Below are 13078 nucleotides of genomic sequence, written 5' to 3'. Positions count from 1 at the left end.
TGGCTGGGGAGTGACCATGCGGGACCAGCTGCGGCTGATGGATCTGCTGGCCGCCCTGTCGGTGGCCACCGATCTCGGCATGGGGCGACCGCCGGAGACGGCGGTCCGGTCCTGCCTGCTGGCGACCGGTCTGGCCCGCGCCCTCGACCTGCCCGACGGGCAGGTACGCGGCGTCTACCTCGCCTCGCTGCTGCGCCACCTCGGCTGTACGGCCACCGCGGCAGTGGAGGCCCGCGTGTACGGGGGCGACGAACTCGCGTCCCGGTCGGCCGCCGAACCCGCGGACTTCGGCAGCGCCCGGGAGATGCTCGCCCTGACACTCGGCACCGGCCGGGGCACGGGCGTGCACCGGCCGCGCCTGCTCACCCGGGCCGTCGTGGGAGATCTTCAGTACGGGAAGACGATCTTCCGGTCCATCTGTGAGGCGGGCTCTCTGCTCGCCGGACGCCTCGGGCTCGGCCAGGAGGTCCGGGACTGTCTGTACCAGCAGTTCGAGCGGTGGGACGGCAAGGGGCTGCCGGAGGGACTGGCCAAGGACGAGATCGTGCTCCCGGCCCGGATCAGCGAAGTCGCCAACCAGGCACTGCTGTTCCACCTCAAGGGCGGCCCGGAGTCGGCCATGGCCATGGTGGACCGGCGTACCGGTGGCTGGTTCGACCCGTCGGTCGTCGACGTCTTCGAGCGCCACGGGAGCGCCCTGCTGCGTGAGATCGACGCCGTGGATCCGTGGGAGGCGGTCCTGGCGGCCGAACCGGCGCCCGTGAGGTACATCGCCGGGAGCGAGTTCGACCAAGTGGCGCGCGGCTTTGCGGACATGGTCGATCTCAAGGCGGCCTATCTGCTGGGGCACTCGGCGGGAGTCGCCGAGCTGGCCGAAGGAGCCGGCCGCTCGCTCGGGCTGGCGGAACGCGAGGTCGAGGACCTGCGGCGGGCCGCCCTCCTGCACGACCTGGGGCGCGTCGGCGTCTCCAGCGGGATCTGGGACAGGCCCGGCCCGGTGACCCGTACGGAACGCGAGCAGATCCGGCTGCACCCGTACCACACGGAGCGGATCCTGGCCTGCTCGCAGGTCCTCGAACCGCTGGGGCACATCGCGGGTCTGCATCACGAACGACTGGACGGCAGCGGCTACCACCGCCGGCTGCCGGCCGCCGGGATCCCCATGGCGGCCCGGATCCTCGCGGCGGCCGACACCTTCCAGGCAGCCACCCAGGACCGCCCGCACCGGCCGGCCCGCAGCCCGGCCGGGGCCGCCGACCTGCTGGCCGGGGAAGCCGCGGCCGGCCGCCTCGACCCCGACTGCGTGCGGGCCGTCGTCGCCGCCGCCGGACAGGCGCCGTCGCCGGTCCGGCCGGGCCGGCCCGCCGGGCTCACGGACCGGGAGGTCGACGTCCTGCGGCTGCTGGCCCGCGGCCGGACGAACAAGGAGATCGCGAGAGGGCTGGTGATCTCGCCCCGCACCGCCGAGCACCACGTCCAGCACATCTACGGCAAGATCGGCAGCTCCACGCGCGCGGCGGCCGCCCTGTTCGCCATGGAGCACGACCTGCTGCGGGGCTGAGCCGCCACGCTGCTGCGCGCGGTCACGACGCGAGGAACTCCCGTACGACGGCCGCCACCATGGCGGGTTCGGTGCGGTGGGCGATGTGTGCGTGACCGTCGAGGAGGCGGATCCGGGCGCCGGGGATCGCCGCAGCTGCCGCGTCGGTGGCCTGCTTGAGGGCCGGTGGGCTCTCCGAGCCGGACAGCAACAGCGTCCGCGCCGTGATTCCTTCGAACCGGCCCGGCCGGTACACCCAGCCCTCCTCTGCACGCGCCTCCCGTGCCACGGTCGGTGCCACGGCGACACGGCGGGCCCATTCCGGGCCGGACCGCACGGCACGGATCCGGTCGTCGGTGAATTCGAGGACGTCCCGGAGCACCAGGACGACGACCGCCTCGTCGTCGCCGTCGGCCAGCGCCTTCTCGGCCTTCTCGATCCAACCCTCGGGGTAGGCGAGCCCGAGACTGGGCTCGTACAGGAGCAGATGGCTGATGTTCCCCGTGAGCGTCGCGCCGCCCATCGCGAGGCTCGCCCCGTAGGAGTGGCCCCATACGGCGACCGGGCCGCCGACCCGCGCGGCGACCGTGTCGACCACGGCGGCGACGTCCTCGAACTCCCGCTCGATCGCATACGCGGTGCCGTCGCCGCTCGCGCCGAAGCCGCGCCGGTCCACGGCGAACGTGGAGATGTCCGTACGGAGTTCGCCCACCAGGGCGGACGAAACGGTGTGGTCCTGCAGCGAACCGTGCACCATCACCAGCGCGGGTCCCTCGCCCTCGACCCACACCGCGATCGCGGTCCCGTCGGGTGCCCGGACGTCGAACCGGTCGGCGGCGAGGCCAGTGCTCACGCTCTTCATCTCCGTGCCTCCTCACGGGTCCCGCCGTCCGGCCGGGACATGAACGCCATGACCTCGTGCACGAACGACTCCGGATGTGTCACGTGCGGAATGTGTCCCGCACCGGCGTAGACGGCGTGCTCGGCCTGCGGCAGCAGCTCCGCGAGCCGGGTCAGCACCGGCCGGAACAGCGGCGGGCTCCGGTCGCCGGAGGTGATCAGCACCGGCCCGCGATACCGGGCCAGCGCGGCCTCGTCGATGGTGTCGGCGGCGGGGTCGTTCCCCTCGTCGTAGTACGTCGGGGCGTTCTCGACGAACGTCCGCCGCATGCCCTCGGGCATCCGCGCCCAGCTGCCGGGCCCAAGAGCCACCCCGTCGACGAACAACTCCGCCGCCCCGGCGTGGTCACCCGCAGCGATACGGCGCAGCACCTCCGCGAGCGGCCCACGCCCGGCGGCCTCGTACGCGGCGGCCTCGGGACTGCCCGGGGCGAGCAGGGACCACAGAGGCGGCTCGTGCACGACGATCCCGCGCAGCACGTCCGGGCGGGCCGCCGCCAGCCGCAGCGTGATGACCGCGCCGGCCGAGTTGCCGGCGACCCATGCGGGGACTGCCCCGAGACGCTCGATCAGCGCGGCCAGGTCGGCCACGTCCTCGGTGAAGCTGCCCTGGCCGGACAGACGCTCGCTGTCGCTGTGACCCCTCCGGTCGTAGGTGAAGACACGGAACCGCCGGGCCAGGCCGGGCACGACCGGATCCCAGTTGTGGTGCGAACCCCAACTGCCGTGCACCAGAACGAGCGGAACCGCCCCCTCCCCGATCGCCTCGTACGCCAGACGCACCCCGTTGACCTGTACGAACTCCATGGGCTCCGTCGGGGCGACGGCGCCCCCGCCGATGCGTGCCATCGCTGCCGCTCCTCTGCTCGACTCGACCTCGAAGGGACAGCATCAGGCTCGCTCCACGACGGTCGGGCGCGCATCGGCAGACCTACCCATCTGCCGGCCTTACCGGCTTGATGTGGGCGAAGGCGCTGCGGGCGTTCCACGCGGGGAACGCCCGTACCAGCCAGGAGGGCCCGTGGAGCTGGATGCGCTGGTCGCGGACGGCGTCGGCCCAGGTCTGCTGGCCGGCGTGCCACTTGACGAAGGCCTCGGCCTCCGCCGTGATGTAGAGGTCCTCGTCGAGTCCGGGGTACGTCCGGCAGATCTCGGTCTCTCCGTGCTCGATCAGCAGCCAGTACCGCTCGGGGTGCGGGCGGCCGGTGAAGTCGAAGCGGACGACGACGCGCCGGTCCGGGAGCCGGTCCCGGCGGAGCATGTTGCACATCGACCACAGCGCCACAAAGGGATCGAGGTGCTCGGGGGCGATCTCCAGCCAGGCGGCACCCCACTCGCCGAGTGACACACAGACCTTGAACAGGTCGTGCCCCGCGGGCGTGAGCTCGTAGTGGCTGCCGCGCCCGTCGGGCTTGGGTTCCGCGCTGACGATGCCGAGCCGTTCGAGCTGCTTGAGCCGCTGCGAGAGCAGGGTGCGGGAGAGCCCGGGGGCGCCCTCCAGGATCTCGCCGAAGCTTCCGCAGCCCAGGTACAGATTGCGGATGATCAACGGCGTCCAGCGCTCGGCGAAGATCTCGGCGCCGCGGGCGATCGGACAGTACTGCCCATAGCTCCGCACGCCCTCAGTGTCCCACCGCTGCCCCGGGCCCTGAAGTCCAGATTCGTGACTTCACAGCCACGGCCTCAGGAGGTGCGATGAGACCGATGGGCGAGGAGGAGAGCAGGACCTCCGAGCATGTCGGCCACCGTGCGAGGAGGCGACCGCGATGAAGATCGACGGATTCCGAGGCCGGCTGATCACCCGTGACGACGCCGACCACGACACCGCCCGGGCTGTCTGGAACGGCGCCGTGGACCGGCACCCGCGGCTGATCGCCCGGTGCGCGGGCACCGCGGACGTGGCCGCGGCCGTACGGTTCGCCCGGGACCACGACCTGGAGATCGCCGTGCGGGGCGGCGGCCACAACGTCGCCGGTACCGCGGTGTGCGACGACGGGATCGTCGTCGACCTCTCCGCGATGCGGGCCGTGTCGGTCGACCCCGCCGAGCGCACGGCCCGGGTCCAGGGCGGTGCCCTGTGGGGCGACGTCGACCACGAGACGCAGGCCCACGGCCTGGCCACCACCGGCGGCATCGTGAGCCACACCGGCGTCGCCGGGCTGACCCTCGGCGGCGGCATCGGCTTCCTCATGCGCAAACACGGGCTCGCCGTCGACAACCTCCTGACCGCAGAGGTGGTCACCGCCGACGGCAGCATCCTCCGCGCGTCCGCCGACGACCACCCCGATCTGTACTGGGCGCTGCGCGGCGGCGGCGGAAACTTCGGCGTCGTCACGACGTTCCGGTTCGCGCTGCACCCCGTCGGCCCGACGGTCCTGGCAGGCCCCGTTTTCTGGGCGGCCGACGACACCACCGACGTACTGCGCTTCTACCGGGACTTCACCGCCGCGGCACCCGAAGAACTCGGCACCGTGGTTCGTCTCGGAACCGTTCCCCCGCTGCCCGCCGTCCCCCAGGAACTGCACTGGCGGCCCGCCATCGCCGTGGTCTGCTGCTACGCAGGCCCGATCGCCGACGGCGAGCGCGCGGTGGAGCCCCTGCGCCGCCTGGGAAAGCCGCTGGTGGACCTGCTCGCACCCAACCCGTACGCCGCCTTCCAGGCCGCCACCGACGACACAGTGCCCCACGGCTGGCACTACTACTGGAAGTCCACGGACCTCGCCGACCTGTCCGACGACACCATCTCCGTCATCGCCGACCACGCCTACAGCGCCGGCTCGCCCCGGTCGTACGCCGTGATGTTCCACATGGGCGGCGCCGTCCGCCGAGTCACCCCCACCGCCACCGCCTACGCCGGCCGCGACGTCACCCACAACATCAACATCGACGCCGTATGGCTCCCCGGCGAGCCGCCCGAACACACCACGGCCGAGACCGCCTGGGCCCGCCGCTTCCTCCACGCCCTCCACCCCCACCGCGCCAACACCGTCTACGTCAACTTCCTCGACGCCGACGACGACACCAGCCGCGTCCGAGAGGCCTACGGCGAACCCACCTACCGCCGACTGGCCGAGGTCAAGGCCAAGTACGACCCCGACAACGCCTTCCACCACAACAAGAACATTCAGCCTGGCTGAGCGGGGCCGCCCGGTCGCTCGTCGGGCGGGAAGGCGCGGCCGGTGCCGTGGACGCGTAGGCCGACGCGGTCGCCGACGGTGGGTGGCAGGGTTGCCGGGTCGAAGATGCGGGCGGCGACCGGTGTGCCGTCGGGCAGGCGCAGGGTGAGCATCGCGTCGTGGCCGTAGAAGTCGCGGCGTGTCACGGTCGCGGTGACCGCGTCCTGGGCGTCCGGCGGGGCGAGGGTGATCTGCTCGGGCCGTAGCAGCACGAGGGTCGGACCGGTCGGCGCGCCGGCTTTGAGCGGTGTGAGGCCGATCGTGCCGAGCGGGGTGCGAGCCCGGCCGCCCTCCGATACGCCGGGCAGCCATACGGCCTCGCCGACGAACCCGGCCACCCACGGGTCGGCGGGTGAGCCGTAGAGGAGTTCCGGGGGGCCGGTCTGGACGATGCGGCCGTCCCGCATGACACCGATCTCCTCGGCCATCGACAGTGCCTCCGCCTGATCGTGGGTGACCAGGACGGCTGTGGCGCCGTCGGCGTGCAGGGCCTGCCAGACGTCCCGTCGCAGCTCGGCCCGCAGGGCGGCGTCGAGTGCGTTGAACGGTTCGTCGAGGAGCACGATCGGGGGGCGCGGCGCGAGTGCCCGGGCGACCGCGACGCGCTGCTGCTGTCCGCCGGAGAGGTGGTGCGGCATGCGGTTCTCGAAGCCCGCAAGACCCACCAGGTCCAGCACGGCGGACGCCCGGCCGGCCTTGCGGGCGGCGCGGCCGAGCCCGTAGGCGACGTTGCCGAGGACGGACAGGTGGGGGAAGAGCGCGCCTTCCTGGGGCACCACCGCGATCCGCCGCCGCTCCGGCGGCACCGATGTGTCGGGGCCGGCGACCGGGCGGCCGTCGATCCGGATCTCTCCGGCGTCCGGCGCCTCGAAGCCCGCGATGCAGCGCAGCAGCGTGGTCTTGCCCGAGCCGGAGGGGCCGAGCACGGCGACCAGCGTCCCGGAGCGGACGTCGAGGTCCACGCCGGACAGCGCCCGGACACGGCCGTAGGCCTTGTGGACGCCGATGATGCTCAGTTCCGCCATGTCAGCCGCCTGTACGGGTGAGAACGCCGGTGCGCGCCGACAGCCACCACGTCGGCACGGCGGCGATGAGCACCAGCAGGGCCGCGTAGGGCGCGGCGGCCGCGTACGCGGCGACCGAGGTGTGCTTCCACAGACCGGTGGCGAGGGTGTCCATTCCGGTGGGGCGCAGCAGCAGCGTGGCGGGCAGCTCCTTCATGCAGGTGAGGAAGACCAGCGCGGCACCGGCGCCGATGCCGGGCGCGGCCAGGGGCAGGGTCACCGTGCGCAGTACGTACGTCCGGCGCCGGCCGAGCGAGCGGGCCACGTCCTCCAGTACGGGTGGGGCCTGGGCCGCGGCCGCGTGGACGGCCGCGACCGCGAGGGGCAGGAACAGGGCCGCGTACGCGAGCGCGAGCAGCCACACGCTCTGGTAGAGCGGGTAGGCCACATTGATGCCGAAGAACACCAGCGACAGCCCGATGACCAGGCCGGGCAGCGCGTGCGAGAGATAGGCGAGGCGGTCAAGGGCCACGGCCAGCAGACCGGGGGCGCGGGCGGACAGCAGCCCCACCGGCAGCGCGAGCAGCAGGGTCAGGCCCGTGCCCAGCAGGGCGACCCACAGCGAGTTCCCCGCCGCGTCGGCGAGCTCGCCGAGCGACCCCGGCCGCGACACCCCCTCGCCGAACCACCGGAGCAGACTCACCGCCGGCACACCGAGAGCCGCCCCGATCACACCGGCGAGCCCGAGCACGGCCGGCCCGCGCCACCGGCCCAGCCGCAGTCGCGTCGGCGGCCGGGGCGCCCCGCCGCCGAGGCGGGCGTAGCGGGCCGCGCGCCGTCGGCTGAGCTGCTCGGCCAGCAGAACCACCGTGGTGAGGGCGACAAGGGCGGTGGCGAGCACGAGCGCCCCGGTGCGGTCGAAGCCGAGGTTGATCAGGGTGAAGACGGCCCGGGTCAGGACGTTCACCCGCAGAATCGAGACGGCGCCGAAGTCGGAGAGCACGTACAGCGCGACCAGCAGCGCGCCCGCCGCCACCGCCGGCCGCACCTGGCGCAGCGTCACGCCGACGGTCGTACGCCATGGTCCGCGCCCCAGCGACCGGGCCACCTCCTCCTGCGCCGGATCGACGCCTACGAGCGCGGCCGCGACCGGCAGGTAGACGTACGGGTACGAGACCAGCGTGAGGACGAGGGCCGCCGCCCAGAAGCCCTCGAAGTCCTCCACCGTGGACACCCAGGCGAAGGCGGCGACGTAACTGGGAATCGCGAGGGGAAGCGCGGCGAGTACGCCGAACAGCCGCCTGGCCGGCAGGTCGGTGCGGGTGACCAGGAACGCCGCGGCCACGCCCAGGACCGTGCAGGCCGAGGTGACGACCGCGGCCAGCGCCAGGCTGCGGACGATCAGTCTTCCGGTGCGCTCGGTGAACAGTTCGTCGGCGATCCGGTCCCAGCCCGCTTCGCCGACCCGGATCCCCAGATAGGCCAGCGGAATGAGCGCGACGCCGACGGCGAGCGCCGCCCCGCAGGCCAGTGCCGGGCGCGGCACCAGCCGCCGTGCCCGGCGCAGGGTGGTCCATGTGGTCAGACGAGCCCCGATTCCTTGATCATTTCGATGGTGGTCGCCAGGTCGTCCAGGTCGCCCAGGTCGATGTCCGGCGTGTTCAGCGACGACAGCGCGGGCAGGCCGGGGTCGGCGTCGACGCCGTCGATCAGCGGGTACTCGTACGTCTGCTCGGCGAAGTAGGTCTGCGCCTGGGTGCCCAGCAGGTAGTCGACGAACTCGCGGACATCGGGATCGTCGTCGGCCTTGTCCAGTACGCCCACGCCGGAGACGTTGACCAGGCTGCCGATGTCCTTGTTCGGGAAGAAGTGGTTCTTCGCCTTGAGGGCGTCCACGTCGGTGCCCTCCTCCTTGGCCAGCTCGTACACGTAGTAGTGGTTGACCAGCCCGGTGGCGAGCCTGCCGGAGTCGACGTCGGCGACGATCTGCGAGTTCCCCTCGCGGATCTGGGCGTCATTGTTCTTCAGCCCCGCGAGGAAGTCCTCGGTCTTCTCGTCACCGTGCTCCACCCGCATCGCCGTGATGAACGCCTGGAACGAGCCGTTGGTGGGAGCGATGCCCACCTCGCCCTTCCACTCCGGTTCGGTCAGCTCGAACACCGACTCGGGCAGATCGGCCTCGGGGACCTGGTCGGTGTTGTAGACCATCGTGCGCACCCGGCCCGTCACGCCGACCCACTCGCCGTCCTCGTCCCGGTAGGCGGACGGCACCTTGTCCAGCACCTCGTCGGGCAGCTCGGCGAAGAGCCCCTTCTCGGCCACGGAACCCAGGGCCCCGGCGTCCTGCGCGAGGAAGACGTCCGCCGGGCTTCGGCTGCCCTCTTCCTGCAACTGGGCGGCCATCTGCGCGGTATCGCCGTAGCGCACCTCGACGGTGATGCCGCTCGCCTCCTGGAAGTCCTCCAGCACGGGCTCGACCAGCGACTCACTCCGGCCGCTGTACACGGTGATCTTCTCGTCCGTGCGTGCCTGGGCCTCGGCTGTCCCCGCGGCCTGCTCGGAGTCGCAGGCCGTGGCTCCCAGGGCCAACAGACCGCCGAGGGCGGATGCCAGCAGGGGCCTCATCCCGGAGATGCTCACGATCCCGCTCCTCCGCCACCGGTCATGCCGGGTCCTGGTTAGGTCAGGCTAAACTTCCTTAGTTCAGGCTAACCTCACAAATGCCGCGTGTGGCTACTTTTGTGAGGTGTCGGGGTGAGATCGTCCCCGTACCGTGAATCCGGCACCGCCGGCCCGGCGGTCAGCTCTCGGGCTGCTCGACGACCTGGGCGAGGTAGAGCGGCTCGCCCAGCTTCTCGATCAACGCAAGCTGCGTGTCGAGGTAGTCGATGTGCTGTTCCTCGTCGGCGAGGATCGACTCGAAGATGTTCGCCGAGGTGACATCGCCCTTGGCGCGCATGACCTCGATGCCGCGCCGGAGACGGTCGACCGCCTCGACCTCGACCTCGCGGTCCGCCTGGAACATCTCGGTGACGCTCTGGCCCACCCGCACATGGAAGAGCCGCTGGTAGTTGGGCAGGCCGTCGAGCAGCAGGATGCGGTCGGTGAGAGTCTCCGCATGGTTCATCTCGTCGAACGACTCATGTCGCGTCTGCTGGGCGAGCTTCGTCCAACCGTTGCTCTCCTGCATCTTGGCGTGCAGGAAATACTGGTTGATGGCCGTCAGCTCCGCGGTCAGTTGCTCATTGAGGAACTCAAGAACCTCGGGGTCGCTCTTCATGGCAAGCCGTCCTTCCCGAGAGGGACCGACCCGACGCCATGCGCCCCTTGCCACCGGCGGCTCACCCATGGGCGGACGCTCGCCGCACGCACTCTCATCGCAGCCGGCCGACCCGTCCGATGAGGCCAGGACGCTGTCGATGGCGCCAGTTCTTCGACCATAGCGCGCTTTCCCGTCGGGGCGGCCGGTGACCTCAAGGGCGCTGAAGTCGTGACGCGCAGTGGGCAGTGCGGGTCGTTCACGCGCGGCCCACGCCTGCGCGAGGTCCTTCAACCGTGCGGGGCCGCAGAGCGTCGCGGCTGCGGCCCCGCTGGGGCGCCTGGGTCAGGACGGGCTGCCGTACTGCAGGCCGCGTCCGTTGGTGCCGACGTAGACCCGGCCGAAGACGTCCGGGTCGCCGGTGATGACGCCCACGCCGCCGATGGCGCCCCACTGGTGGGCCTTGTCGTTGACGCGGAGCCAGGTGGCGCCCTTGTCGGTGGAGCGGAAGACGCCGGTGACGTCCTTGACGGTGCCGATCAGGTACAGCGCCTGGTAGGAGGCGCCCGGCTTGGCCTTGCCGAAGCCGAGGGCGGAGGCGGCCTTCACCGAGCTGAGCGTGGTGAAGGTACGGCCGCCGTCGGTGGAGTGCATCAGTCCCTTGTCACCGCCGGCGATCCACAGGTCACCGGCGATGCCGGGGACGGCCGTGAGCCGGCCGGTGGGCAGGTTGCCGGCCCGGGCGGTGAAGGTCGCGCCGCCGTCGGTGCTGGCGTAGAGCGTGCCGCCGGACAGTGAGTAGAAGGTCTTGGCCGAGGAGCGGTCGGCGACGACCACGGCGTCGGTGCCCAGGCCGTTGACCCGCGACCAGCTCGCCCCGTTGTCGGTCGAGCGGTACGGGGACTGGCCGGCCTGGGTCCAGATGATGGCGGAGCCGTCCGCCGCGAGCGCGACACGGCCGTCCTGGGCACCGGCCACCGGCTCCGCCTTGAAGCCGGTCCAGCTGCTGCCGCCGTCGGTGGAGTAGGCGCCGTCCTGCGCGCCGCCACGGCCGACGCGGACCATCAGCGCGGGCTTGGACTGGGCGAAGTCGATATCGGTGCTGTTGGTCATCATCGGGTTGCTCAGCCGCCCGGAGGGCACCTTGGTCAGGGAGCCGTGCCGGAAGCCGCCCTGGTCGCCCATGGAGGTGATGACGGCGGCACCGCCGGGAGGCGCGATCGCGTCCATCAGCGCGGTCTCCTCCAGCCCTCGGGCGCCCATGCTCCAGTGGCTGGTGCCGCCGCTGTCGGAGGCATTGGCGTCCTTGCTGCGCAGGATGCCGTTGCCGGTGCCGTACAGCACGTGCCCGGAGTTGAAGGGGTCGATGGCCAGGGCGGTCATCCAGTGCCCGGTGTGCGTGCCGACGTAAGGAGCGCCGGAGGCGTCCCGCTCCGACCTGTCGGCCAGTGCCTTCCAGTTCGCGCCGCCGTCGGTGGTCCGGTAGATCTCGTCCTCGGGCCACCAGCGGCCGAGGGTGGTGACCATCACCGTGGACGGCTTGCGCGGGTCGACGGCCAGACCGGAGAACCCGTAACTGCCCTGGGACGGGGAGATGTTCTTCCAGGTCCCGCCGGCCGGCGTGTACTTCCACACCGAACCCGCCGTCACGCCGTTGGGCCCGAGGTTGTCGGTGTACGTCAGGTACAGCGAGCCGTCACCGGAGAGCACGCCGTGCTGCGGCAGCTGACCGGTGGGCTGCCCGGAGACGGCCTGCCAGCTGCCGCCGCCGTCGGTGGAGCGGTACAGGGACGTGGACTTGTCGCCGACGCCGACGTAGACCGTCTTGCTGCCGGCCGGGCCGTACGTCACGAAGGAGATGCCCCCGCCACTGCTCGCCCCGTCCTTGACGGGGAACGAGGAGACCTGACTCCATGTCTTGCCGTAGTCGGTGCTGCGCCACAGGCCGTTCTTGCGGCTGCCCAGCAGCAGGTTGGCGTTGTTCGCGGGGTCGACCACCAGCCGCTCGCCCGCCCCGCGGCCGTCCTCGTTGGCGCCCAGCTTGAAGGGCAGGTTGGTGCGCTTGAAGGTGCGGCCCTTGTCGGTGGAGCGCAGGATCGCGCCGTTGCCCGCCCAGTCGTTGGTGTAGGTGCCCGCCCCGAGGTAGAGCCGCTTGGGGTCTACGGGGTCGGTGGCCACCGAATCGATGCCCAGCAGGTTCCAGTCCTTCTCGCCGATCCAGTCGGTCAGCGGGATCCACTGCTCGGCCCCGGCGTCCCAGCGGTAGGCGCCGCCCATGTCGGTGCGCGCGTACAGCAGGCCCTTCTCGCGCTGGTTGAACACCAGCCCGGTGACGTAACCGCCGCCCACCACCTGGGCGTTCTTCCACGCATACGATCCGGCCGCGGCCGTCGTCTGAGTCTCACCGGTCTTCACCAGCTTCCACTGCTGGTTGGTGGTGCCACGGCCGGGATACTGGACGACTACCGCGCCGTCGGCAGTGGAGCCTCCGGAGACGTCCAGGACCTGGCCGCTCCTGCGGGACGTGAGAGTGACGGCGTCGCTACCGCTCACCTCGTCGATCCGCCACTCCTGCGAAGTGGAGGAGCTGTCGGTCTGCTGCTCGGCGGCGGCCGCCTGAGCGGTCGAATTACCCGCTATGCCCAGCACCTTGCCGCTGTTGCGGTTCACCAGCTCGTAGTAGCCGTCCCCGGCCGACTTCAGCCTCCACTGCTGATTGGCGGTGTTCTGGTCGGTGTATTGCTGGATACGAGTGCCGTCAGCGGTGGAGAAGCCGTTGACGTCCAACACCTTGCCGCTGCGCACCGAAACCAGCTCGTAGTAGGCATCGCCGTCGACCGTCGCCGCCTGCGAGTCCTCCTGCGCGAACAGGAGATACGGCACGAGGACAGCGGGCACGCCGAGCAGCAGACCGGTGGCGGTCCAGCGCCGACGATGACGCCCGCGCCGCCCGCCGTTCGTGGGGTTGTTCATGAGGGGGGTGTTCTCCTTGTAAGCCGTTCACCACAGAAACCCGGATCCCGGCCACCGAAATCGACCGGATCCGCTCCCTTGTGGTCACAGACGCCGCACAGGGTTGCCGCGAGCCGGGAACTTTTTTTGGGTTGCCTCGTGGCGCGCGGCGGCCGTGTGACCCTTGAAGCGCAACGCGCGGGGCCGCGCCTGCATCGGCGCGGCCCCGCGTTGTCAGTGGTCCCGT

At 71.5% G+C, this 13078-nt stretch carries 10 protein-coding genes; 2 read left to right on the top strand and 8 right to left on the bottom strand.

Going from position 1 to position 13078, the window contains the following annotated elements; all coding sequences use genetic code 11:
- The first annotated feature begins 16 nt into the window (after positions 1 to 16).
- Positions 17 to 1561, top strand: coding sequence for an HD domain-containing phosphohydrolase (locus AB0Q90_RS14290; RefSeq protein WP_363165170.1), 1545 nt, complete (start codon positions 17 to 19; stop codon positions 1559 to 1561).
- Positions 1562 to 1583: 22 nt separating this feature from the next.
- Here the strand turns inward: AB0Q90_RS14290 and AB0Q90_RS14285 are convergent, their stop codons facing one another.
- The 3 genes from AB0Q90_RS14285 to AB0Q90_RS14275 form a co-directional block, all read right to left on the bottom strand.
- Positions 1584 to 2402, bottom strand: a complete 819-nt coding sequence (locus tag AB0Q90_RS14285) for an alpha/beta hydrolase (RefSeq protein ID WP_363165171.1) — start codon at positions 2400 to 2402, stop codon at positions 1584 to 1586.
- Positions 2399 to 3289: an alpha/beta hydrolase gene (locus tag AB0Q90_RS14280; protein WP_363165172.1), complete on the bottom strand. Its 891-nt coding sequence runs from the start codon at positions 3287 to 3289 to the stop codon at positions 2399 to 2401. The genes AB0Q90_RS14285 and AB0Q90_RS14280 overlap by 4 nt, the downstream gene beginning before the upstream one ends.
- 82 nt (positions 3290 to 3371) lie before the next feature.
- Positions 3372 to 4058, bottom strand: coding sequence for a helix-turn-helix domain-containing protein (locus AB0Q90_RS14275; protein ID WP_363165173.1), 687 nt, complete (start codon positions 4056 to 4058; stop codon positions 3372 to 3374).
- A gap of 148 nt (positions 4059 to 4206) precedes the next feature.
- Here AB0Q90_RS14275 and AB0Q90_RS14270 point away from each other — a divergent pair, with 148 nt between their 5' ends.
- Positions 4207 to 5577, top strand: coding sequence for an FAD-binding oxidoreductase (locus AB0Q90_RS14270; RefSeq protein ID WP_363165174.1), 1371 nt, complete (start codon positions 4207 to 4209; stop codon positions 5575 to 5577).
- On the opposite strand, the gene AB0Q90_RS14265 is transcribed toward AB0Q90_RS14270, so the two are convergent.
- The 5 genes from AB0Q90_RS14265 to AB0Q90_RS14245 all read right to left on the bottom strand — a co-directional run bounded on the left by AB0Q90_RS14265 (position 5565) and on the right by AB0Q90_RS14245 (position 12852).
- The gene (locus AB0Q90_RS14265; RefSeq protein WP_363165175.1) at positions 5565 to 6641 is read right to left on the bottom strand and encodes an ABC transporter ATP-binding protein; all 1077 of its coding nucleotides are present in this window, start codon (positions 6639 to 6641) and stop codon (positions 5565 to 5567) included. The genes AB0Q90_RS14270 and AB0Q90_RS14265 overlap by 13 nt on opposite strands.
- Position 6642: 1 nt before the next feature.
- Positions 6643 to 8166, bottom strand: a complete 1524-nt coding sequence (locus tag AB0Q90_RS14260) for an iron ABC transporter permease (RefSeq protein WP_363165177.1) — start codon at positions 8164 to 8166, stop codon at positions 6643 to 6645.
- Between the two features lie 35 nt (positions 8167 to 8201).
- Positions 8202 to 9260: an iron ABC transporter substrate-binding protein gene (locus AB0Q90_RS14255; RefSeq protein WP_363165178.1), complete on the bottom strand. Its 1059-nt coding sequence runs from the start codon at positions 9258 to 9260 to the stop codon at positions 8202 to 8204.
- Between the two features lie 160 nt (positions 9261 to 9420).
- On the bottom strand, positions 9421 to 9900 hold the full coding sequence (gene bfr, locus AB0Q90_RS14250; protein ID WP_363165179.1) for a bacterioferritin: 480 nt from the start codon (positions 9898 to 9900) through the stop codon (positions 9421 to 9423).
- A gap of 324 nt (positions 9901 to 10224) precedes the next feature.
- Complete coding sequence (locus tag AB0Q90_RS14245) at positions 10225 to 12852, bottom strand: RICIN domain-containing protein (RefSeq protein ID WP_363165180.1); 2628 nt, start codon at positions 12850 to 12852, stop codon at positions 10225 to 10227.
- Between the last annotated feature and the right edge of the window lie 226 nt (positions 12853 to 13078).

The organism is Streptomyces sp. NPDC079141 (genome assembly GCF_040686775.1).
In the GTDB taxonomy this organism is placed as follows: Bacteria; Actinomycetota; Actinomycetes; order Streptomycetales; family Streptomycetaceae; genus Streptomyces.
The sequence above is the reverse complement of the archived record's forward strand: the minus strand, read 5'-3'. Positions and strand labels throughout refer to the sequence as shown.